Source organism: Streptomyces sp. NPDC002513 (assembly GCF_053595355.1).
In genome coordinates, this window is sequence record NZ_JBSFXK010000043.1 from 33466 (window position 1) to 55005 (window position 21540).

Consider the following 21540-nt stretch of genomic DNA (forward strand, 5'->3'; position numbering starts at 1 on the left):
CACGAGGGGCGCCTGTAACGCAATGGTTGCTGGGTCGTACAGGCGGTTTGCTCAGGGTTCACTCTGGAACCGGGGTGACGGTCCGCCTTCCGCGCGAGGGAGGTGACACCGGTGAGCGACCGGCCGGACACGCGTCGGTATCCGTGAGGGACCGGCCAAACAGGCGTCGGCATCCGCGAGAGGCCGGCCAAACAGACGTGGGTGCCCGTGAGCGACCGCCCGGACACGCAACGACGCCAGTGACCGACCGCCCGGACACGCGTTGATTCCGGTGACCCGTCACCCCAGGGAGCCCGCCGTTGTCCGCACCCCGCCCCGCCCCCGGCGACCGCTCCGCTCCGGACACGGCGACCGTTGTCGTCCGCTGGGCCTGGTTCACCTGTGGCCTGGTCCCCGTGGTCCTCGTCTGGAGCGGCACCTCGGTCGCCGGTGCGATCAGCGCCACGCTGGGCCTCACGGCGGTCACCTGGGCGTGCCGCGCGCTCCTGCGGCAGTCCGAGCGGGGCGCGGCACGGGCCGTGGACGCGGACCACGCCCCCTGCGCCACCCGGCACCGCGGAGCCGGCTCCGCACCCCGCCCCGCCGGGTACGGCGGAGCCGGCTCGGCCGTCCGTCCCGCCCGGTACGGCGGGGCCGGAACGGGGGCGCGTGGGGGCGGGCGGAACAGGGGAGCGAACACTCCGGTCGACTGACCGGTTTCCGCGCACGCCCCCGCTTCTTTTCAGCCAACTTCTCGCACCCGTACATGAGGGGGTCGAACGACCCCCTACTCCCGGTTCGACCTGCACCGAAAGGGTCCTGGAGGGTTCCCGGACCCTATGGGGATTGGCCACTGGGACGAGGCGCACTTCCCTGCACGGCCCACGAGTGCAACCCTTCGTGATCGAATGCTTTACGCCAAGTTGCCATGTCGACAATGTGCCGGATCGTGAACTGGCCACGCGGACGCTGCGGAACGCAGTAAATTCGATCATGATTGTCTTACGGCGGGGGACTCGTGCAGGACCGAGGGGAAACGTGCAGGAGCGACACAACCGAGGAGCCGCGACCACCGAGGGGGGCTTAGCAGGATGAGCCACGACTCCACTGCCACGGCGGATGCCGCGGCCCGGAAGCTGTCCGGGCGACGCCGCAAGGAGATCGTCGCGGTGCTGCTGTTCAGCGGCGGCCCCATCTTCGAGAGTTCCATACCGCTTTCGGTGTTCGGGATCGACCGCCAGGACGCCGGAGTCCCGCGCTACCGACTGCTGGTGGCCGCCGGAGAGGAAGGCCCGCTGCGGACCACAGGGGGTCTGGAACTGACCGCGCCGTACGGGCTCGAGGCGATCTCACGGGCGGGCACCGTCGTGGTGCCCGCCTGGCGTTCGATCACCTCGCCGCCGCCGGAGGAGGCGCTCGACGCACTGCGCCGGGCACACGAAGAGGGCGCCCGCATCGTCGGGCTGTGCACCGGCGCCTTCGTCCTGGCCGCCGCCGGACTGCTGGACGGCCGGCCGGCCACCACCCACTGGATGTACGCGCCGACGCTGGCCAAGCGCTATCCGTCGGTGCACGTCGATCCCCGCGAGCTGTTCGTGGACGACGGCGACGTCCTGACCTCGGCGGGCACGGCGGCCGGTATCGACCTCTGCCTCCATATCGTGCGCACGGACCACGGCAACGAGGCGGCGGGCGCGCTCGCCCGGCGTCTGGTGGTCCCGCCGCGCCGCAGCGGCGGCCAGGAGCGCTACCTCGACAGGTCTTTACCCGAGGAGATCGGCGCCGACCCGCTCGCGGAGGTCGTCGCCTGGGCGCTGGAACACCTCCACGAGCAGTTCGACGTGGAGACTTTGGCCGCGCGCGCGTACATGAGCAGGCGGACGTTCGACCGCCGCTTCCGCTCACTGACCGGCAGCGCGCCGCTGCAGTGGCTGATCACCCAGCGGGTGCTGCAGGCGCAGCGGCTGCTGGAGACCTCCGACTACTCGGTCGACGAGGTCGCCGGGCGCTGCGGCTTCCGCTCCCCGGTCGCGCTGCGCGGGCACTTCCGGCGCCAGCTCGGCTCGTCGCCGGCGGCGTACCGGGCCGCCTACCGGGCGCGCCACCCGCAGGGCGAACGGCCGGGGGATCCCGACGGGCCCGGCGGACCGACGGCGCCGCAGGTGGTGCAGGAGGCCGCCCCGGTTCCGGTGCACGCCCGCCGCACGGCCGCCGCCGGCGCGCTCGGTCCCGCGGCGTCCCTGTCCACGGACCACCACGGCAAGCACGTCGAGCACCCGGGCAGGCATGTCCCGGAGATGTACGCGGCGGGCCGCCCGAGCCTGCCGGGACAGCGCAGCGCGCACTAGCGACACCGCCGCCGGGCCGGATCCGGGGAGGGGCAGGATGCGTGGTACGTATCACGCATCCCGCCCCTTCGGCGTGCCGGTGGCGGCCCGCCCGGGGGCTCTTTGGGGCCGTCCCCCCTGCACGGGCGGTCCGCACGGCCCGGACGGGCCATAAGGTGGGACACATGAACGATCGCATGGTGTGGATCGACTGCGAGATGACCGGCCTCTCGCTGTCCGACGACGCGCTCATCGAGGTGGCCGCGCTGGTCACCGACTCCGAGCTGAACGTACTCGGCGACGGCGTGGACATCGTGATCCGGCCGCCGGACGCGGCGCTGGAGACGATGCCGGAGGTGGTGCGTCAGATGCACACCGCCTCAGGGCTGCTCGAGGAGCTGGCGGCCGGCACGACGCTCGCCGACGCCGAAGCGCAGGTCCTCTCGTACGTCCGGGAGCACGTCAAGGAACCGGGCAAGGCGCCGCTGTGCGGCAACTCCGTCGGCACGGACCGCGGCTTCCTGGCCCGCGACATGCCGACGCTGGAGGACTACCTCCACTACCGGATCGTGGACGTCAGCTCGATCAAGGAACTGGCCCGGCGCTGGTACCCGAGGGCTTACTTCAACAGCCCCGAGAAGAACGGCAACCACCGGGCGCTGGCCGACATCCGCGAGTCGATCGCGGAGTTGCGCTACTACCGGGAGGCGATCTTCGTGCCGCAGCCGGGCCCCGACTCGGACACGGCGCGCGCCATCGCGGCCCGGCACGTGGTGCCCGCGCGGTAGCGTCCCCGCCGGGGCCCGTTCGGGCCCCGGAGAAACGATGGCGCGAGCACCCCTTCGGACCCTGTACACTTTTTCTCGGCTGGTGCGGGAAACCGAAAACACCGGTCATGGTGGGTGTAGCTCAGATGGTAGAGCACCTGGTTGTGGTCCAGGATGTCGCGGGTTCGAGTCCCGTCACTCACCCTTACATGAAAGGCCCCTGGCCTGCGGAAACGCAGCCCAGGGGCCTTTTGGTCGCCCGGCTTGGCCAAACGGCGGCCTGACGCGGCCGGATTGTCGGAAGAGCGGGGCCGGTCCGCTGTGAACGCCCTCGGGACCGACGGAGAAAGCCGGCCGGCCGTGGACTTCCGTTGCCGTCGGCGGAGCGTGCCTCTGGCCGGTGCTCAGCGGAACACCGAGGGCGGCGGTGCCGGTGACGCCACCGCCGCCGCGTCCGTGACCGCCGCCGCGCCCCCGGTGAAGTCGGCCAGTGCCCTGCCGTGTTCCACGCGCGCGGGGTGCGGGTCCGAGGCGGCGCGGCGGGTGAGTTCGGCGACCGGCAGCGGATGGGCGGAGGCCACCAGGACGGCGTTGCCGAAGCGCTTGCCGCGCAGGACGGCCGGGTCGGCGACCAGCGCCAGTTCGGGGAAGACGGCCGCAGCGGTCGAGATCTGGCCGCGCAGATGGGCCAGCGGCGGGCCGTCGGCGAGGTTGGCCGCGTACACGCCGCCGTCCTTCAGTGCCCTGCGGACCTCGGTGAGGAACTCGACCGAGGTGAGGTGCGCCGGGGTGCGCGCACCGCTGAACACATCCGCGATGACCAGGTCCGCCCAGCCGTCCGGCACCTTCGTGAGCCCTTCGCGGGCGTCGGTGGAACGCACCCGTATACGGGCGTTCGGGTCCAACGGCAGGGCGCGCCGTACGAGTTGGACGAGCGGGGCGTCGCGCTCGACGACCTGCTGGGTGGAGCGGGGGCGGGTGGCGGCGGTGTAGCGGGCGAGGGTGAAGGCGCCGCCGCCGAGGTGCACGGCCTGCACGGGCCGGCCGGGCGGGGTGGCCAGGTCGATGACGTGGCCGAGGCGGCGCTGGTACTCGAAGGCGAGGTGGGCCGGGTCGTCGAGGTCGACGTGCGACTGCGGGGCGCCGTCGATGAGCAGGGTCCAGGCACGCGCCCGGTCCCGGTCGGGTACGAGCTGGGCGAGCCCGCCGTCGACCGCCTCGACGACGGCTTCGGCGTCCTGTCCGCGCCGCGCGTTCCGTGACCTCCCCATCCCGCCATTATCGGGGGAACCGCAGGGGGCGGCCGCTCGGGGCCCGCGGGCCCCGCGGAGGGGTTCCGCGCTGTCCGCGCATGCTCACCGACAGTTGTCCGCGGCCTCGATCAGCCGGGCCGCCTCTCCGAGCGCCTCGCGCAGCACGGCCGGGTCCGTGGCCGGTTCCGCGCCGCCGGGCGGGAGCAGCCAGGCGGCGCCCTGGGCCTGGGGCTGCTCCGCGACGAGGCTCAGGCCCCTTCCGTCCGTCTGTGTGCAGGTGCTGCCCGGGACGTCCCACCCGTCCGCCGTGCCCGGCGGGACCAGGAAGCCGAGGGTGTCGCAGCCGCCGTCGTGCAGGACGGGGCCGACGCAGTCGCCCGCGCCGCGGCGGAGGATGTCGACCGCCTCGAGGCCCTGCCGGGCCGGGACGGTCACGAGGTCGGGAGCCCGGTGCGGCGGAGCGCCGCACTCCGGCGTCGGCATGGGGCGCGCGGTCGACGGCTGCCCACGGAATTCGGTGCTCTGCCTGGTCTGCATCCCGGCCTCCAACGGAACCCGTCCTCGACGGTGAGTTGGGTCGGGAGTTCGGGCGGCTCCCGGTCCACACGGTTCAACGCGGTGGAACGTCAACGGCAACGGCACAACACCGCCGTCAAGGATGGCAGTTCATGGCAGATCGCGCACGAGATATCCGGTTTGCAGGCAAACCGTGCATGACGGCCCCCGGAAGGCAGGTACTTTCTTGCACCGCCGGACACACGGAGCCAACTTGCACCACACGGACAAGTCATTCTGAATCCGGCATGGTTCGACGGTTCGCACGAGAGGGCCCGGCCATGAGTTCGCCCCAGTTCCCCAGGCCACCGCGGCCGAACCTCGCCTTCCGGCACCTGCGCGGACCGCGTTCGCCGGGCGAGTTCGCCGCGGCGGTGCGGCGCGCCGCACGCGAGATCGGCGAGCGGGTCAGCTGTGACGCTCGTTACATCGGTCGCGTGGAGGCCGGTGAGATCCGCTGCCCCAACTACGCCTACGAACGGGTGTTCCTCCATATGTTCCCCGGTCGCACGCTCGTAGACCTGGGGTTCGCCCCCCGCTCTTCGGTACGCGGCCGGGGGGCGCGCACCGAAGAGGAAGCGCCCCCCGCGTGCCCCGGCAGCGACCCCCATGCTCCCAGTGAGACCCCGAGGGCGTGTGAGACGTATGCCCTGCGGGACACCCGAGCCATCCACGGAACGCACGAGTCCGGCACACGCCCGGACGACGAACAGAACCACGAGGAGAGCGACGTGCAGCGTCGCGCATTCATGACCGGGGGCACCGCCACCGTGGCGGCCGCCTCCCTGAGCCCGCTCGGGCTCCCCTTCGGCGGCTCGGCAGCGGCCGCCGAACGCCCCGTCCACCGTGCCGGCACGTCCGAGGCGAGCGCGCTCGAGGAAGCCGTACACCGGATCAGACTGCTCGACGACCGGCACGGCGCGGACGGCCTCTACCGACGCGCGACGGCTCCCCTGCGGGCCGCGTACGCGCTGCTCGACGCGGGCACCTCCCGGCGGGCGGTCACCGAGCGGCTGTACGCGGGCGCGGGTGAACTGGCCATCTCGGTGGGCTGGCTGGCGCACGACTCGGGCCGCTTCGACGACGCCCGCTCGCACTACGCGGAGGCGTTGGCCACCGCACGGATGTCCGAGGACCCGGCCCTGGAGGCGCACGCCTTCTGCAACACGGCGTTCCTCGCCCGCGACGCGGGCCGGCCCCGGGAGGCCGTACGGGCGGCGCAGGCGGCCCAGCGCGCCGCCCGTCCGCTCGGCTCGCACCGCCTGATGTCGCTGCTGGCGCTGCGGGAGGCGGGCGGCTGGGCGGGGCTCACGGACCGGGCGGGCTGCGAGCATGCGCTGGCCCGGGCGCAGGCCCTGTTCGCGCGGGGGACGTCGGACGCCGACCCCGAGTGGATGACCTTCTACGGAGAGGCCGAGCTGGAGGGCCTGGAGGCGCAGTGCTGGTCGGCGCTGGGTGACTGGCCGCGCGCGGCCCGGCACGCCCGGCGCGCCGCGCACCTGCAGAATCCGCACTTCTCCCGGAACATCGCCCTGTACACCGCGGAGCTGGCCGACGACCTGGCCCGCGGCGGCCACCCCGACGAGGCGGCCCAGGCGGGTACGCGCGTACTGGACCTCCTGGACCAGGTCCAGTCGTCCCGGGTCCAGACCATGCTGGCGGGCACGGCGAGGGTGCTGCTGCCGCACCGGCGGGCATCGGGGGTGTCGGCGTTCCTCGACCGGCACGCGAGCCTGCCCCGCACGGTCTGAAGGGCGGCCGTCGCACGGCCGCGCCGCGGCCCCCGGCCGTGCGCTGCCGCCCTTCAGACCGTCAGATGGCCGCAGTCGTTCCAGGACTCGATCGCCGGTTCCCCGTACGCCCACCCCAGCACCGACAACGACGTGGGGTTGAGCCTGATCCGCGCGGCGAAGTCCAGCGGCAGGCCCAGCCAGCGCGCCCCTACGGACCGCAGGATGTGGCCGTGGGCGAAGACCAGGACGTCACGGTCCGCCGCACGGGCCCAGGCCACGACCTCGTCCGCGCGTGCAGTGACCTCGGACAGGCTCTCCCCCTCCGGGACACCGTCGCGCCAGATCAACCAGCCCGGCCGGATCGCCTGTATCCCGGCCGGCGTCATCCCCTCGTACGCCCCGTAGTCCCACTCCATCAGCGCGTCCCAGGCGCTCGCCCGGTCGCCGAACCCGGCCAGCTCGCACGTCTCACGCGCGCGTACCAGCGGACTCGTGCGCACCTCGACGCCGGGCAGCCCGTCGAACGGCGCCCGGTGCAGCCGCTCGCCCAGGAGCTTGGCGCCCCGCCGCCCCTCCTCCAGAAGCGGCACATCCGTCCTGCCGGTGTGCTTGCCGGACAGCGACCAGTGCGTCTGTCCGTGCCGGGCCAGCAGGATGCGCGGTGCCATGAGGGACCTTTCCGGGAGGAATCCACAGGGGTCCCCCCATCATCTCCCACCCCGCTCCCGGGCAACCCGGGGGCCGATCCCTGCGTCATTGAGAGCCGGGGCCGCCCCACCTGGGCGCCCGCGGACACCGTAAGGTGGCACGGCCGGACGGCCGGGGCCGTCGCAGAGTGAGAGTTCCGAACAGAATGCGAGCCGGGCGCCTGTTTTCGTCGGAGCTCTGAAGGGGGAGGGCGAATCGGATGCCGCAGGCCGAGACACCAGGCGCCGGGGCGACCCGGCTGCGCTGGTGGACCGAACTGCCCCTGCTCCTCCTGGTGTACGGCTCGTACTCCGCCGGCCGACTGCTCGCCCGGGGTGACGTCTCCGACGCCGTCGACCACGGCCTGGCGATCCTGCGCCTGGAGAAGCTGCTCCACATCAACGCCGAGCACCCGCTGAACCGTCTCTTCACCAGCGCGGCATGGCTCGGCATACCGGCCGACTTCTGGTACGCCTCGCTGCACTACCTGGTGACCCCAGCGCTCCTGGTGTGGCTCTTCAGACGCCGCGCGGAGCACTACCGCGCGGCCCGCACCTGGCTGATGACGTCGACGTTCATCGGCCTGATCGGCTTCACGCTGCTGCCCACCTGTCCGCCCCGCCTGCTCTCTCCGGGGTACGGCTTCGTCGACACCATGGCCCAGTACAGCTCCTACGGCTGGTGGGGCGGCGAGGCGAGCGCGCCGCGGGGGCTGGGCGGCATGACGAACCAGTACGCGGCGATGCCGAGCCTGCACGTCGGCTGGGCGCTGTGGTGCGGCGTGATGCTGTGGCGCCACGGCCGCACCCGCTGGGCGAAGGCGGCGGGCATCGCCTATCCGCTGCTGACCGCGCTGGTCGTGATGGGCACCGCGAACCACTACTTCCTCGACGCGGTCGCGGGCGTCGCCGTCATGGGCGCCGGCTTCCTGCTCTCCCGGCCGCTGGCGCGGGTCGTGGACGCGGTCAGGACCCGGCTGCGGGCGCGCTCCGCCCCCGTCACGGCTGCCCCAGGGGCCGCGGGTTCCTCGATTGTCAGTGCCGGATGCCAGACTTCGACGAGTGAGCGAATTCCCCGACAGCGCACCTCCCCCACCGGTCCGGGAGCCGAGCCGGGTGCCTCCCCCGCACACGCGCGGGACGGCACTGCGGCTTGGGCTGTCCCCGGCCCGAGCGAAGCCGAGAGCCTGGGAAAGACTCGCTGACCTGCGCGGCGCCTCCGTACCGCCCAAGGCGCTCGACGCGCGCGCCCTCGCCGCGCTCGCCGCGAACCCCGGGTGCAGCCGGCGCGCGCTCTTGGACGGCGCGGGGGTGGACAAGGCGGCGCTGGCGCGTGCGCTCGGCGCGCCGTCGGCGTTCGGACAGTCACAGTTCGCCTTCACACGGGGCAACGCCTTCGAGGCCCGGGTCAAGGCGGACGGCGGCGCGGAGCTGCTCCGGCTGGTGCACGAGAAGCTGGACCCGGCCGCCGCGGCGCCGGACGGGGCCCTCGTCCCCGACCTCACCGCCGTCGGCCCCGAGGGCCGCACCGCCCGTACGGCACTGGCGCTGCGCGAGGCCGTCGAGGCCCGCACCTGGACGCTGCTCGACCACCCGATGCTCGCCCTGGACGTGGCGGGCTCCCCCGCGTTCCTGGAACCGGACGCGGTCGTCGTTCACCCCGACGGAAGCTGGACCGTCGTGGAGATCAAGTCCTTTCCCCTGCTCGACGGTTCGGCGGACCCGGCGAAGGTCGGCGCCGCCGCCCGCCAGGCCGCGGTCTACGTGCTGGCACTGGAGGAGGTCGCTGCCCGTATCAGCGGGTCCGAGGGCACCCCCGTGCCTGTAGTACGGCACCGGATTCTCCTTGTGTGTCCCAAGGACTTCTCCAATCTGCCCGCCGCCGCCCCGGTCGACATCCGCAAGCAGCGCGCGGTCACCCGCCGCCAGCTCGCCCGCCTCACCCGTGTCGAGGAGATCGCGGACACCCTCCCCGAGGGCACGTGCTTCGCGCCGGACCTGCCCCAGGAGGAGCTGGCGGCCGCCGTCGAGTCGGTCCCGGCGACCTACGCGCCCGAGTGCCTGGCCGCCTGTGACATGGCCTTCCACTGCCGCGCCCGGTCTCGCGCGCAGGGCGCGGTGACGTCCTACGGGCGGTCGCTGCGCGCCGAGCTGGGCGGCCTCGCGACGGTGGACGACGTCCTGGCCGCCGCCCACGGGACGGCCGGGGACCCGGACGACCCGGCGGTGGCGGCCCTGCGCCGGGCGGCACAGTTGCGCGCCGAGGCGCTCGGGGCCGGGAAGGACGCCGCATGTCGCTGATCGCCACCCTCGCCCGTCTGGAGGCCGTGCGGTCCGGGCACGCCCAGCCCGCCGCCACCGTCCGGCACCGGCATCTGTCCGAGCGCCCCCTCGTCCTGGTTCCGCTCACCACCGCCGGCGAGGCCGGGGCGCCGCTCGGCGCGCTCGTCGGCACCGACCGGGACACTCCCCGGCTGCTCGTGGTGCCCCAGCCGCGCGACCGCGACCTCAGGTTCGCGTTCCTCGCCGCCCTCGCCGACATCGTCCTGCCCTACGTCGACGGGTACGCCGAAGCGGTCGAGGCCGCCGAGCGCACCGAGACCGATCCCGGGACCGGCAAGCGGGTCAAGGTCGAGGTCGAGCTGTGCGCGGACGCCCCGCAGCTGATCGTGCCGAGCCGGGCGGGCATCGACTTCGTACGGCTCCTGGGGCGCTCCATGCGGTTCCGCCGCACGGCCGAGCAGGACCCCGAGACCCCGTATCCGGCGCCCCCGCGGGTGCCGCTTCTCGGGCGCTGGCTCACCCATTTCGGGGAGCGCGCCCGGGTGCCCGGCTCCTCGCTGCTGCTCGCCCTCACCGAGGTGCTGGCGCGGCACTGGACGACCGGGCAGTCGAGCCTGGAGGACCAGCACCTGGGCGCGCTGCTGGCCTGGATCGACCCGCCGCAGGGCACTTGGGGCGCGGACGCGGCGCTGCGGGCCGAGCTGGCGCGGGACGCGGACGGCCAGTTGCTGTGCCCGCCGGCCGGACCCGCCACCGACCCGGCCTTCGACAACAAGCTGCTCGCCCCCGCCATCGAGCGCTACGACCGTGCGCGGACCCGGCTCGCCGCCGCCGAGGACGGCGTCGAGGCGGACGACCGGCTCGGTGAACTCGGCGCCGCCGAGGGAGAGATCCGGGCGCTGGTGGCGAGCCGTACGCGTCCGACGTGGGATGCCGTGTGGCGCGGGCTCGATCTGCTGCGCGCGCTGCCGGAGGGCGCGCATGTCGAGGAGCGGTGGACCCGTGACCGCTGGTCGTTCACCGGCCACCGGGACCGGGTCGCCGCCGGGGAGCCGCCCCAGCCGCGCCGCGACGACGCGGTCACCGCGGCGAACAAGCTCGCCACGCGCGAGCGCGAACAGGCCCGGCTGGACGCCCAGGAGGCGCTGGACGACCCGCTGGTGATGGCCGGGCGGCGCCTGGCCGGGGAGGCGTTCGCGGGCGAGGTCACGGATGTCGTGATGACGTACAGCGAGGGCAAGCGTCCGAGCCCCCGCCCGCTGGTGACCGTACGGACCGAGGACCGGCCGCATCTCGGGGAGCGCGTGAAGGTGTACCGCTCGCTGGGCGGAAAGCCGCAGGCGGCCGAGTTCGTCGGAGTCGACTTCGCCGGGGCCGAGTTCGCCGGGGCTGAGGGACCCGAGGACGCGGGCCGCGAGGACGTGGACGGCGACGGCCGGGGACACGGCGGAGACGGCGCCGAGAGCGCCTTCATGGTCCTGCGCATCGTCGACAAGATGGGCCGCGGCAAGGAGCCGGAGGCCGGATCCGTGCCGGAGAAGGGCGACCGCGTCTGCTTCACGCTGTTCGAGCACGAACAGCGCGGCGGGGCGAAGCTGCCGGAGCCGGAGGAGACACCCTGGACCCACGGCGGGCCGCCGGGCGAGGCCGACGCGTCGCCCCGGCCGGACCCGGTGACCGAGGAGGACGTGCTGTGACCGTGTTCGCCCGGCCGGGCGGGGCCTTCGATCCCGGGACCGCGGCCACCCGGGCCACCGAGGCGATCCTGCGGGACACGCTGCACGGCGGGCACCGCGGGGTCGTCGTCGACTCGCCGCCGGGTGCCGGGAAGTCGACGCTCGTCGTGCGGGCCGCGCTCGAACTCGCCTCCGCCGGGCGTCCGCTGATGGTCATCGCCCAGACCAACGCACAGGTGGACGACCTGGTGCTGCGACTGGCGGAGAAGGACTCCAGCCTCCCGGTCGGCCGGCTGCACAGCAGCGATCCGGACCCCTACGACAAGGCCCTCGACGATCTGCCGAACGTCCGCAAGTCGGCGAAGGCGAAGGATCTGACGGGTCTGGACGTCGTCATCTCGACCGCCGCCAAATGGGCGCACGTCAAGGATGTCGAGCCGTGGCGGCACGCGATCGTCGACGAGGCGTACCAGATGCGTTCGGACGCGCTGCTGGCGGTGGCGGGGCTGTTCGAACGGGCCCTGTTCGTGGGCGATCCGGGCCAGCTCGACCCGTTCGCGATCGTGGGTGCGGAGCAGTGGGCCGGTCTGTCGTACGACCCGTCTGCGTCGGCCGTGACCACACTCCTGGCCCACAACCCCGAGCTGCCGCAGCACCGGCTGCCGGTGTCATGGCGGCTGCCGGCGTCGGCGGCGCCGCTGGTGTCGGACGCGTTCTATCCGTACACCCCGTTCCGCAGCGGTACGGAACACGGGGACCGGAGGCTGTCGTTCGGCGTGCCCTCGGACGGCTCGGGTCCCGACCGGGTGATCGACGAGGCGGCGGAGAGCGGCTGGGGACTCCTGGAACTGCCCGCCGGGCACACCCCGCGCACGGACCCGGAGGCGGTGCGGGCGGTCGCGACGGTCGTACGGCGGCTGCTGGACCGGGGCGGGGCGGCTGTCTCGGAGCGGGCCGCGGAGCCGGTGCCGCTGACCGCGGACCGGATCGCCGTCGGCACGGCGCACCGCGACCAGGCGGCGGCGGTGCGCTCCGCGCTGGCGGACCTCGGGGTGGCGGAGGTGACGGTGGACACGGCCAACCGGCTCCAGGGCCGGGAGTTCGACGTGACGGTGGTGCTGCACCCGCTGTCGGGAAGACCGGACGCGACGGCGTTCCACCTGGAGACCGGGCGGCTGTGCGTACTGGCGTCCCGGCACCGGCACGCGTGCATCGTGGTGTGCCGGGCGGGAGTGACGGAGCTGCTGGACGACCACCCCTCGACCGAGCCGGTGCAGCTCGGGGTGACGATGAAGTTCCCGGACGGCTGGGAGGCGATGATGACCACATACGATCACCTGTCCGACCATCGGGTGTCGTGGCGGCCGTAGCGCAGAGAAGCCCCCTCCCCCACCCGCCGGACGCTCGCGCACAGTCCCGGGAGCTCACGTGACCTCGCCTCGAACGAGTCCGACCGACGGGACGCGTCCCGTCGGTCGGACTCGGGGACGATGCGTCTCACGGGCTCGCGTCATTCCCACGGTTCGCGGGGTCGGGGCTGCACAGCCAGCCGTTGATGGCGAAGCGGCTGTCCGCGTGCTGCTTGCTCGGGCAGCTGACCGGCCGTACCTCATGCCAGGCGGTGGGGAGGAAGAACACGATGCTGTCGTGCTCGGGCTCCCAGTCCCGCCAGGTGCGTTCCTGCCATCTCCCGGCTGTCTCGGTGTGCAATGGCAGGGCTGCGTCGAACACACGCAGCTCGCCCCCCTCGAAAGGCCGGGGCGTGCGATGCAGGTAGTACACGAACGTGAGCAGACGTCGGGGGGCGAACTCGGCGCTGGTGTCCTGGTGCGGCCGGTAGAAGTCGCCGTCGTTGTGCGCGTTGAGGCTGTAGCTGGGTTCGGTGTACTGACAGGAGACTCCGAGAGTGTGCTCGACCGCCTCCAGCACCTCGTCGATGGCTGCCATCAGCTCAGGCGCGGCGAAGTCATGGCGCGAGCGGGACCGGCGAAAGTCGGGGACCACCTCTCGGTCTCGGATCATGGAGGGCTTCAACGTGTCGCCGGCAGAGGCGATGGCGCGCTCCAGTAGGGCGCCAGCCGTCTGCTCACCCAGGAACTGGGTGATGCGACAGACCGTCACCGGAAGCCGCCAGACCGCGTCCGTGCACACCGGTGACCGCAGATCCATCGCCTGGGATGGTCCCGTCACGGTGTCGTGTCGTGCCAAGGTGTCCTGCCTTGTCATGGTGTTGTGCCTTCTGGATCGCGATGAGCGTTCCGCAGGGACCGACTCCCCCAGCCTTCTGAGGGAAAGGGATGGCGACCACGCGGGCCGCGGCTCGGCGAGGGAGGCGGCTGACCTTCCCGGCCGAGCGCTGGAGCATCACAGCAGGCCGTCCGGAGTCGTCACGCGGCCCCGGGCGTGTTCACGCTCTTCACGCTCGCGGCTTCTCGCAGACGATCCACTTCGACCGTGAGTTCTTCCACGCGGCGGTGCAGCGCCTGGATGCACACCAGGGCGACGCCGAGGCCGTCGACGACGGGGATGGTGGTGTCGTCCTGGTTGAAGCCGAAGGCGGCATGCCAGTCCTGGGCCATCGGTCCCAGGTGACGCACACCTTCGGGCTCCCAGATGTAGCGCCAGGTGCTGACGGGCAGCGCGGCCACGGTCTCCAGGACCGCGTAGCCGTTGACCGGGCCGGCCGGTGCCGCACCGCTGCTCTCCCGCGCCTGGACCGGAGGCCGTGCCGGGGCGTCGCGGTCAGCCGCCCGGGACCGCCGACGGAAGATCCGCACCGCTACCGGCTCCAGTCGACCGGGACCACGTCCTGCTTGAGCGCACGATCGCTGCAGACGGCGCATGGGGCGCCCGGGACACCGGGGCCCTGGTCGGTGCCGATCGTGATCGCTCCGTGGGCCCCGGCCGGGGCGTGAACGCCGTCGCCGACCATTGCGGCTTCGTAGCCGCCCAGCAGTTCCTGGAGGGTTCCGGGGCCCAGGTTCTCCGGAGCAGCGATCGCAGCGATGCCGTCGTAATCCGTATAGGCCGTCCCCAGCGTCCTGCCGCCCATGGTGGCGAACACGATCTTCGCGCCGCGAATGGGCTCCCCGGTCACCGCGTCGGACGCCATCGCGTTGATGTTCTCCAATTGCATCTGGGTGACATTCAGGCTGGCCTGGCTGGCCGTGAGCCTGGTCGGCTTCAGACTGGTGCATTCCGCCCCGCTGCACGACGGCGCCGCTGTAGGGGCCGCGGACGCGGGAGCACCACTTCCTACTCCCAGCGCCGCCATAGCCACGGCCATTGCCGAGACAGCCATACGCCCCGAAGACCTCACGTCCCACTCCCCTGTGTCAGCGACGGATGCCGTCTCATCCGGACGACACGCAGACTGTAAGGACGCCCGGCCGGCGATACTGCGCGACGATCGAAGATGCCTTCCATCGGGTGAGCTGACGGCCGGGGCGCTGACTCGGTCGGTCAAGGCTCGACGGCACGAACTGGGCTTTGGTCAATCTTCAGCGGCAATCGGTCATGTCCCGTCTCGGGAAGATGGCGTTGACCGTCCCGGTCGACGACAGGAGTTGGATCGCCTTGCCGCTCCACTGAGGGAACTGTTCCTGGATCAAGGTCGCAACGATTTCGGTGGTCACGTCCACCCGGTCATCGCGCATGGTCATGTCGCTGCGTCATCCAACCCAGTCGACGCCGACAACGCCGCTGGCGTCGCCCCGGCACACCGGCTTGAGCGGGGTTGTCGATGCTGCTTCTCGGCATGTGCTGGGCCGATGCGGACTTCCACGGCGGCAGGCAGCGCCACCGCCCCAGTTCCCGCAAGGACCTGCGCAAGAGGCCACGTGGACAGGGAAACCGCAACTTCGACATGGCCCGCAGAGGCAGCTACCTTCACCTGGACTTCGGTGGTCGCCCACGGTCGCACAGGGGTTCCTTCAGGCTGAGCCACCCGCGACGGGATGAGTCGGTCATGCCCCACGCACCCTCGCCCCCATGCGTAAGCCACCGAACCGGGTCCACGCCAGGCAGCCCCAACCAGGGAGAGACGCATGCCCCATCTTGCTCTGTACACATTCGGCGTCCTCAAGTCACCTCTCGCCGATCACGCACCTCTCACGCGCGAGTTCTACGACATTGGTGAGGCCGTCTACCGAAAGGTCAGTCAGCACCCCGGATACCTCGCACGTGCTGAAGCGGCAGACGGTGACCGGGGCATGCTCTTCGAGGCGGACTGGGGTGCATGGGGAGAGTTCGCCGTACCGACCTGGTACGGCAAGGGCCGTACGGTGGAAACCACTGCCCTGGCCGCGACCCTCTCACTCTGGACCGACCTGCGCCCCGCCTTCGACGCCGTCTACACCGGTCTGCACCGTGCGGCGCTGAACAGGCGTTACGACTGGTTCGAGAGGACAGGGCACCCGAATTACGTGTTCTGGTGGGTCTCCGACGGCGTGATACCCACCTGGCGGGACGGGGTTTCCAGGCTGGAGCACCTCCACGACCACGGCTCCGCACCGCACGCCTTCACCTTCCACCACTCGTTCGCCCCGGACGGAACTCCGACCAGGATCGAAGGCATCGGGCCGAAGAGCGACCAGGTTCGCTGACAAGGAAGCCTGAACGACTGGGTTCGCTGTCAAACGCCTCGATTGAACGACGGCGAACAGGGAGCCGCTCGGGCAACGAGAAGGGGAGCTGCGTTGCGCCATCCGTGACGGGGATGGACTGGATCTTCCGCCGATCGAAACGGCGTACTGGCTCCTCAAGCCCCGCTCATCGGTACGGGGCACCTGGGATGAGGCGAGGGAGGCGGCGTCATGGCTCGGTGAGCGGCTGGCCGAGTTGGCACCCCGGTTCGCGTCCGCGCAGCGGGGAACATCGCTCGGGCCTGCGGCCTTGAGACCCTCGGAGCCGTGCGGCGCGCGGAGCACGAGCGGGTGCTTTATGCCCGGTCCCGCGCTCTTGCGGCGCCGCGCGACAATGGACGGTGGCCCACCCTCCCCGTGGAGGGAGCCACCCCGACCCTACGAGGAGGAGAAGACATGGCGGAGCCCACGCCGCGTCGGAACGAGCCGCGGCTACGCCCCGCGCCCCTGCTCTTCGAGCCCGAGGAAGCGGCCTCCGACCCGGAGCACTTCTTCGACCTGGAATCGATCGACGACCCGCGGGCGCTGCTCGCGCGGTCGACCGAGCTGGCACAGGCGTTCCGTGCCGCCGCGGACCGTGCGGTGGAGTACCAGGCGATCGCCGCCGCCCAGCTCGCCGATCCGCGCCGCTTCGACCGGCTGACCCCGGCGGCCATCGCCGAGCGGGCGGAGTGGACCGAGGACTACGCGAAGAAGATGGTGGAGTTCGGGCAGGACCTGCTGCAGGGCGCGGAGAGCAACGGCCCGGAGAGCCTGGGCTGAGCGTCCGCCGCACCACGTGGCCGAATGATCTTCTGGCATATGCGGCGGCACGATACTCCGCTCGGTCCCTGAGTGTCCCGGTTTTCCGCAACTCTCGGAGACGGATCGCTCACGCCCGGTACATCTGGCTGCCATGAACAGTCGAATGCCGTTCACCGAGCCCTCCCGCCCCACCTCGGAGGGCGCCGCCTGGCTCGCCTCCGCGGGGACGTGTCCGCGGAGCGCGGCGGCGTACTGGGCGAAGCGGCCCACCACGCCGGCCGTGCTGCCCTGCGGCACCGTGTTCGACGTCGTGAGCGCTCCCGCGATCTTCGGACGGCGCATGCTCGACCGGCTCTGGGGGGAGGGTCCGGGCTCCGGGCCGGTCGCCGAGCACCGGGGGCGCATGCTGCTGTTCGCGGCGCCCGGCACGGCCCGGCGGCTGCCGGCGCTGCTGGACTGGGAGGAGTGGGGCGGCCGTACCCCCGCGGTGCCGCCGTTGCTGTGCCATGGCCCCGGGGATGCCGTGACCGTGCCCGCGAGCAGCCCCACGACCAGCCCCACGGCCTCTCCGGCCGACGCCGGCAGCCGCCCCGAGTCCCGCTGGCTCGTCGCACCCGACACCCGTCACCCCTGGCTCCCCGGGCCGGAAGTCGTCCTGTGGGCGGCGGTCCGGGCAGCCCGGACGGTGGCGTCCACGGCCGTACGGATATCGATTTTTCCTCCCGCCGACCAGGGTGCTAAGGTCTACGACGTCAGCAGGCGCCGCTAGCTCAGTTGGTTAGAGCAGCTGACTCTTAATCAGCGGGTCCGGGGTTCGAGTCCCTGGCGGCGCACGATGGCGATGGCGAGTCGTGTTCGCGGACAGCGCGAACCGGGTCGCCATCGTTTTTTCTGCGCGGCTTCGCCGCGCGTCGTGGGGGCTGCGCCACCCACACCCCCGCACCGCGCCGCCGGAGCCGCCCGGCCCCATCGCGCCCGTGTTCGCGGGCGACGCGAACCCACGATCCGGCCCGCCGCCCTCACGCCCCGCGCAGGTCCATCCCGTGCGGCAGGAGCTTCGCCACCCACGCCCAGGGACCGCCCGGCCCCACGGTGCCCGTCGCGGGCCCCTCCCCCTCCGGCCCCGACGGCTCACGGCCGAGTGATCCGTACCGTCCACGCGCCCGTGGCCGTGCGGTCCTCCACCTCCACCCGTACGCCGTCGCCGGGCACGGTGAAGCTTTCCCCCACATCCACGGGGGCGTCCGCGAGGGCCGGGTACACCGAGGTGTTCCAGCAGGCCGAGGAGTGCGGATGGGCGTCCAGTACCTCGATCGGGCCGCCGCCCGACGCCGTGTCGCCGTGGACGCGGTACACGAGGACGCCCTGGGTGCAGGTCGCGCTGTCGTTCCCCATGGCGTCGCGCGCCTCCAGGGCGAGCACACTGTCGGGTCCGGTGCGCACGAGAGCCAGTTTGGTGCCGTGCCCGGACCCGAACGCCTGCACACCGGGCCCGAGCGGCCACGTCCCCGCCGCACCCGCCGTCCCGGTATCCGCGGGCGCGCCCGCGTTCACCGCCACCTGCGGCACTCCCTGCGCTCCCGCCCCCAGCGGCTCCAGGGTCAGCCGCGTGCTCCCCCTGCCCCGCACGCACAGCACCTGGCGGTCGTCCAGCCAGCCCAGCTTCCACTTGTGCCAGGCGAAGAGATCCGGGGCCAGTCCGAACTGGCTGCCCATGAGGTCCCAGTCGCCGACATAGGTGTCCCAGTCCCCCTTGCCGTCCGTCGGCCGGTGGTAGAGGTCGGGCAGGTCGAAGACATGCCCGGTCTCATGGGCGAGTACCAGACGGTCCGGCGGATGCTTCTCGAACACCGTGACCACCCGGCGGACCTCTGCGCCGTCGGCCTGGAGCGGGGTCTCCAGGTTGACCACCTTCGTGGCGTCCGAGTCGATGCCGGGCGCGTCCGGGTCGGCCACGAAGTACACGACGTCGTACCGCGAGAAGTCGACCTTCTTGTCGGCGACGGCGAGCGCGTCGCGCAGGTACGCGTTCCGGTGATCGGGGTCCCAGTCGCGCCGTACGGCGTACGAGACGGAGGGCCGGGGCATCCGGATCCAGTGGTCCAGCGGATGCGGACGCACGGTGAACCGGCCGTAGGAGGCGCGGTCGAAGAAGCGGCTCGTGGCCGGGAAGTAGTCCGAGGTCAGCTCGGCCGGCGTGGTCGTCGGCACGGAGTCCGGGAAGGACAGGAAGATCAGGACGGCGTCCACCGGCCGGGTGGGCCGCGTATAGCCGTCGTTCCAGGTGTCGACGCCCTCCGAGTGGTGCGCCTCGCTGCGGGTGAGTTCGCAGGGCGCGGCGGGGGAGCCGAAGAGCGCGGGCCCCGTGACGAGCGAGGTCGCGGCCAGCGCCGTCAGCGACGTGGCCGCGGCCATGGTCCGGCGCAGGACGTGGGGCACCCGGCCCCGGACACGCCGACGCGGAACCTCGTGGCTGAACCCCCTGCGGGGGAGCGGACACGGCACGTCGACCTCCGGGTGCGGTTCTGGCAACTCCACACCCAGCTTTGTCGTACTTGTATTACTACGCCCTGTTTGTCTGCCCCAGAAGGGTGAGAGGCCGTCAGTCGGGGGAAAGGCCAGAAGGGGACCGCGACGGCCGGGGAGGGGCAATGCGGGGCGGGAGCACACACCGGCGCCCGAGCGCCGAGGGGGCGGCCGACATGGGCCGACGCCCCGCATACTCACGGAACGTCACAGTCGAAGGCGGCCTGATGGACCTGGGCAAGGTGCGGGCAGAAACGATCTGTCAGACCATGTGCTCGTTCCGGGAGACTGGACAGCGGCTGGAAGGCCCCTGGGCCAACCTCTATGATCGGCACACTTTCCTGCACGAACACGGCTTGTACGGCCGCTCTCCCTGCGGCCGTCGACCCCGACGAGACCCACGAGATCCGTACGAAGAACGAGTGCACTGCGGGAGCGAGCGGTGAGCGGAATGTCCGAAGGGCAGGCGACCGCGGCAGACCTCGTCGGCCCGGTTGTCACAGTACGTCACAACAGCACGTCATCCGGTACGTCCGAGCCACCGCCCCTCCTCGGGGCGTATCCGCTTCCGCCCCCCGCGGACGCGCTGCCCCCACCACCCCCCGCCGCCTCCCCACCACTCTCCTCCGCCTCCCCGCGATCCCCCTCCTTCGGCGCGGTGTTCGCCGCCGCGCCGCACGCCATGGCGGTCGTCGACCGGGAGGGCCTGGTGGTCACCGCCAACGACACCCTGGGCGAGCTGCTCGGCACCGGCGCCGACGGGCTGGTCGGCAGGGTCGCCGCCGACCTGCTCGATCTGTCCTCCGACACCCGCGCCTGGCACGCGTACCGCGAGGTGCTGCGCGGCCGTCAGGCCCGGCTGCGCTGCGCGCGCCGGCTCAAGCACCCCGACGGGCACTCGCTCTGGGTGCAGGTGACCGTCACGGCCCTGCCCGAGGCCGAGCGGGCCGTCCTGCTCTCGGTCGCCGACATCAGCGCCCGCCGTGAACTGCAGTCCCGGCTACGCCACTTGCAGATGCACGACCCGATGACCCGGCTGCCCAACCGGACGCTGTTCTTCGAACGCCTGTCGGCCGCGCTGGAGGCGGAGTCGTACGAGGAGGGCGGGAGCGGCCGGATCGGGCTGTGCTACCTCGATCTCGACGGCTTCAAGGCGGTCAACGACACCCTGGGCCACCGCGTCGGCGACCGGCTGCTCGCGGCCGTCGCGGAGCGTCTGACGCACTGCGCGAACGAGGCGGGCCACAGCCGGGCCACCACTCCCCTGGTGGCCCGGCTCGGCGGCGACGAGTTCGCCCTGCTCGTCGAGGACTCGACGGGCACCGACCAACTCGCGGAGCTGGCCGAGTCGGTGCTCAGGGCGCTGCAGGCACCGTTCGACCTGGCCGGGCAGCGGTTGTCGGTCTCCGCGTCCATCGGTGTGGTGGAGCGGCACGCGGCCGGGACGACGGCGACCGGTCTGATGCAGGCGGCCGATACGACGCTGTACTGGGCGAAGGCCGACGGAAAGGCCCGCTGGACCCTCTTCGACCCCGAGCGCAACGCGCACCGTATGACCCGCCAGGCCCTCTCCTCCGGTCTGCGTCCGGCCATCGAACGGGGCGAGTTCGCCCTGGAGTACCAGCCTCTCGTGGGTATGGAGGACGGGCGGGTGCGCGGGGTGGAGGCGCTGGTGCGCTGGCACCACCCCCAGTTCGGCACCCTGACGCCGAATCGGTTCATCGGACTGGCGGAGGAGGACGGCTCGATCGTGCAGCTCGGGCGCTGGGTGCTCACGACCGCCTGCCGCCAGGCCCGTCGGTGGCAACTGGAGCGCCCCGACGAGCCGCCGATCTTCGTGAGTGTGAACGTGGCGGTGCGTCAGGTCTGGGACTCCGACCTGGTGGCGGATGTGGCCGGAACCCTCGCGGAGACCGGACTCGCCCCCCATCTGTTGCAGTTGGAGCTGACCGAGTCCGCGGTCATGGGCTCGGCGGGCCGGCCGCTCCAGGCGCTTCAGGCGCTCAGCGACATGGGGGTGCGCATCGCCATCGACGACTTCGGCACCGGCTATTCGAACCTCGCCTATCTGAGCCGGCTGCCGGTGTCCGTGCTGAAGCTGGACGGCTCGTTCGTCCGCGGTTTCCAGTACGAGGGCACGGACGCCCACCCCAACCCCGCCGACGAGGTCGTCGTCGAGGCCATGATCCGGCTCGCCCACCGGCTGGGCCTCACCGTCACCGCGGAGTGCGTGGAGACCTCCGCGCAGGCCACCCGCCTGCGCCGGATCGGCTGCGACACCGGGCAGGGCTGGCTGTATTCGCGGCCCGTGCCGCCGGACCGCATCGCGGAGCTGGTGGAGGCGGCAACCTGCGACCATGCCTGACCG

19 protein-coding genes, 2 tRNA genes and 1 pseudogene are annotated in these 21540 nt (G+C 72.3%); 14 read left to right on the forward strand and 8 right to left on the reverse strand.

Going from position 1 to position 21540, the window contains the following annotated elements:
* Positions 1-299: 299 nt before the first annotated feature.
* From ACWD5Q_RS24890 to ACWD5Q_RS24905, 4 genes are all read left to right on the forward strand, one after another.
* Positions 300-692: a hypothetical protein gene (locus ACWD5Q_RS24890; RefSeq protein WP_451429245.1), complete on the forward strand. Its 393-nt coding sequence runs from the start codon at positions 300-302 to the stop codon at positions 690-692.
* A gap of 378 nt (positions 693-1070) precedes the next feature.
* Positions 1071-2327, forward strand: coding sequence for a helix-turn-helix domain-containing protein (locus ACWD5Q_RS24895; protein ID WP_451429246.1), 1257 nt, complete (start codon positions 1071-1073; stop codon positions 2325-2327).
* 164 nt (positions 2328-2491) lie between these two features.
* Positions 2492-3094, forward strand: a complete 603-nt coding sequence (orn, locus tag ACWD5Q_RS24900) for an oligoribonuclease (protein WP_451429247.1) — start codon at positions 2492-2494, stop codon at positions 3092-3094.
* A gap of 110 nt (positions 3095-3204) precedes the next feature.
* Positions 3205-3277 (forward strand) — tRNA-His (locus tag ACWD5Q_RS24905).
* A gap of 200 nt (positions 3278-3477) precedes the next feature.
* Here the strand turns inward: ACWD5Q_RS24905 and ACWD5Q_RS24910 are convergent.
* Together ACWD5Q_RS24910 and ACWD5Q_RS24915 are read right to left on the reverse strand one after the other, a co-directional pair.
* Positions 3478-4344 carry a spermidine synthase gene (locus ACWD5Q_RS24910; RefSeq protein ID WP_451429248.1) on the reverse strand — a complete coding sequence of 289 codons (867 nt, stop codon included), beginning with the start codon at positions 4342-4344 and terminating at the stop codon, positions 3478-3480.
* 84 nt (positions 4345-4428) lie between these two features.
* Positions 4429-4863, reverse strand: coding sequence for a hypothetical protein (locus tag ACWD5Q_RS24915; protein ID WP_451429249.1), 435 nt, complete (start codon positions 4861-4863; stop codon positions 4429-4431).
* A gap of 299 nt (positions 4864-5162) precedes the next feature.
* Here ACWD5Q_RS24915 and ACWD5Q_RS24920 point away from each other — a divergent pair, with 299 nt between their 5' ends.
* On the forward strand, positions 5163-6632 hold the full coding sequence (locus ACWD5Q_RS24920) for a hypothetical protein (RefSeq protein WP_451429250.1): 1470 nt from the start codon (positions 5163-5165) through the stop codon (positions 6630-6632).
* Positions 6633-6685: 53 nt separating this feature from the next.
* Here ACWD5Q_RS24920 and ACWD5Q_RS24925 read toward each other — a convergent pair whose 3' ends face one another.
* Entirely contained in the window at positions 6686-7282 is a 597-nt protein-coding gene (locus tag ACWD5Q_RS24925) for a histidine phosphatase family protein (RefSeq protein ID WP_451429251.1), read from the reverse strand.
* Positions 7283-7521: 239 nt separating this feature from the next.
* On the opposite strand from ACWD5Q_RS24925, the gene ACWD5Q_RS24930 reads away from it, so the two are divergent.
* The 4 genes from ACWD5Q_RS24930 to ACWD5Q_RS24945 are packed head-to-tail and all read left to right on the forward strand — an operon-like array spanning position 7522 to position 12629.
* Entirely contained in the window at positions 7522-8505 is a 984-nt protein-coding gene (locus tag ACWD5Q_RS24930) for a phosphatase PAP2 family protein (protein ID WP_451429252.1), read from the forward strand.
* Complete coding sequence (locus tag ACWD5Q_RS24935; RefSeq protein ID WP_451429253.1) at positions 8417-9601, forward strand: hypothetical protein; 1185 nt, start codon at positions 8417-8419, stop codon at positions 9599-9601. Before ACWD5Q_RS24930 ends, ACWD5Q_RS24935 begins: the two co-directional genes overlap by 89 nt.
* Entirely contained in the window at positions 9592-11280 is a 1689-nt protein-coding gene (locus ACWD5Q_RS24940; RefSeq protein WP_451429254.1) for a hypothetical protein, read from the forward strand. The genes ACWD5Q_RS24935 and ACWD5Q_RS24940 overlap by 10 nt, the downstream gene beginning before the upstream one ends.
* Positions 11277-12629: an AAA domain-containing protein gene (locus ACWD5Q_RS24945; protein ID WP_451429255.1), complete on the forward strand. Its 1353-nt coding sequence runs from the start codon at positions 11277-11279 to the stop codon at positions 12627-12629. Before ACWD5Q_RS24940 ends, ACWD5Q_RS24945 begins: the two co-directional genes overlap by 4 nt.
* Positions 12630-12756: 127 nt before the next feature.
* Here the strand turns inward: ACWD5Q_RS24945 and ACWD5Q_RS24950 are convergent, their stop codons facing one another.
* From ACWD5Q_RS24950 to ACWD5Q_RS24965, 4 genes and pseudogenes are all read right to left on the reverse strand, one after another.
* Entirely contained in the window at positions 12757-13449 is a 693-nt protein-coding gene (locus ACWD5Q_RS24950; RefSeq protein WP_451429256.1) for a 2OG-Fe(II) oxygenase, read from the reverse strand.
* Positions 13450-13646: 197 nt separating this feature from the next.
* Positions 13647-14036 (reverse strand): tail fiber domain-containing protein, encoded by a 390-nt coding sequence (locus ACWD5Q_RS24955; protein WP_451429257.1) that lies wholly within the window; start codon positions 14034-14036, stop codon positions 13647-13649.
* Positions 14037-14038: 2 nt separating this feature from the next.
* Positions 14039-14395, reverse strand: coding sequence for a hypothetical protein (locus ACWD5Q_RS24960; RefSeq protein WP_451429258.1), 357 nt, complete (start codon positions 14393-14395; stop codon positions 14039-14041).
* Between the two features lie 394 nt (positions 14396-14789).
* A pseudogene (locus tag ACWD5Q_RS24965) lies at positions 14790-14921 on the reverse strand (aminoglycoside phosphotransferase); the annotation flags it as partial.
* A 384-nt stretch (positions 14922-15305) separates the two neighbouring features.
* Here ACWD5Q_RS24965 and ACWD5Q_RS24970 point away from each other — a divergent pair.
* The 4 genes from ACWD5Q_RS24970 to ACWD5Q_RS24985 all read left to right on the forward strand — a co-directional run bounded on the left by ACWD5Q_RS24970 (position 15306) and on the right by ACWD5Q_RS24985 (position 17479).
* Complete coding sequence (locus tag ACWD5Q_RS24970; RefSeq protein ID WP_451429259.1) at positions 15306-15863, forward strand: DUF3291 domain-containing protein; 558 nt, start codon at positions 15306-15308, stop codon at positions 15861-15863.
* A 435-nt stretch (positions 15864-16298) separates the two neighbouring features.
* Complete coding sequence (locus tag ACWD5Q_RS24975; protein WP_451429260.1) at positions 16299-16664, forward strand: hypothetical protein; 366 nt, start codon at positions 16299-16301, stop codon at positions 16662-16664.
* Between the two features lie 133 nt (positions 16665-16797).
* The gene (locus ACWD5Q_RS24980; protein ID WP_451429261.1) at positions 16798-17415 is read left to right on the forward strand and encodes a hypothetical protein; all 618 of its coding nucleotides are present in this window, start codon (positions 16798-16800) and stop codon (positions 17413-17415) included.
* A tRNA-Lys gene (locus ACWD5Q_RS24985) sits at positions 17406-17479 on the forward strand. Before ACWD5Q_RS24980 ends, ACWD5Q_RS24985 begins: the two co-directional genes overlap by 10 nt.
* A 298-nt stretch (positions 17480-17777) precedes the next feature.
* On the opposite strand, the gene ACWD5Q_RS24990 is transcribed toward ACWD5Q_RS24985, so the two are convergent.
* Positions 17778-19061 (reverse strand): M6 family metalloprotease domain-containing protein, encoded by a 1284-nt coding sequence (locus ACWD5Q_RS24990; protein WP_451429262.1) that lies wholly within the window; start codon positions 19059-19061, stop codon positions 17778-17780.
* A gap of 562 nt (positions 19062-19623) precedes the next feature.
* Here ACWD5Q_RS24990 and ACWD5Q_RS24995 point away from each other — a divergent pair.
* A complete protein-coding gene (locus tag ACWD5Q_RS24995; RefSeq protein ID WP_451429272.1) occupies positions 19624-21537 on the forward strand; it encodes a putative bifunctional diguanylate cyclase/phosphodiesterase in 1914 nt (637 codons plus the stop codon).
* The last annotated feature ends 3 nt before the right edge of the window (positions 21538-21540 follow it).

Coding starts and splice junctions, on each gene's coding strand:
- ACWD5Q_RS24895 (WP_451429246.1), top strand. CDS start 1,071: ATGAGCCACGACTCCACTGCCACGGCGGATGCCGCGGCCCGGAAGCTG.
- orn (WP_451429247.1), top strand. CDS start 2,492: ATGAACGATCGCATGGTGTGGATCGACTGCGAGATGACCGGCCTCTCG.
- ACWD5Q_RS24910 (WP_451429248.1), bottom strand. CDS start 4,344: ATGGGGAGGTCACGGAACGCGCGGCGCGGACAGGACGCCGAAGCCGTC.
- ACWD5Q_RS24915 (WP_451429249.1), bottom strand. CDS start 4,863: ATGCAGACCAGGCAGAGCACCGAATTCCGTGGGCAGCCGTCGACCGCG.
- ACWD5Q_RS24920 (WP_451429250.1), top strand. CDS start 5,163: ATGAGTTCGCCCCAGTTCCCCAGGCCACCGCGGCCGAACCTCGCCTTC.
- ACWD5Q_RS24925 (WP_451429251.1), bottom strand. CDS start 7,282: ATGGCACCGCGCATCCTGCTGGCCCGGCACGGACAGACGCACTGGTCG.
- ACWD5Q_RS24930 (WP_451429252.1), top strand. CDS start 7,522: ATGCCGCAGGCCGAGACACCAGGCGCCGGGGCGACCCGGCTGCGCTGG.
- ACWD5Q_RS24940 (WP_451429254.1), top strand. CDS start 9,592: ATGTCGCTGATCGCCACCCTCGCCCGTCTGGAGGCCGTGCGGTCCGGG.
- ACWD5Q_RS24960 (WP_451429258.1), bottom strand. CDS start 14,395: ATGCAATTGGAGAACATCAACGCGATGGCGTCCGACGCGGTGACCGGG.
- ACWD5Q_RS24970 (WP_451429259.1), top strand. CDS start 15,306: ATGCCCCATCTTGCTCTGTACACATTCGGCGTCCTCAAGTCACCTCTC.
- ACWD5Q_RS24975 (WP_451429260.1), top strand. CDS start 16,299: ATGGCGGAGCCCACGCCGCGTCGGAACGAGCCGCGGCTACGCCCCGCG.
- ACWD5Q_RS24980 (WP_451429261.1), top strand. CDS start 16,798: ATGAACAGTCGAATGCCGTTCACCGAGCCCTCCCGCCCCACCTCGGAG.
- ACWD5Q_RS24990 (WP_451429262.1), bottom strand. CDS start 19,061: ATGGCCGCGGCCACGTCGCTGACGGCGCTGGCCGCGACCTCGCTCGTC.
- ACWD5Q_RS24995 (WP_451429272.1), top strand. CDS start 19,624: ATGTCCGAAGGGCAGGCGACCGCGGCAGACCTCGTCGGCCCGGTTGTC.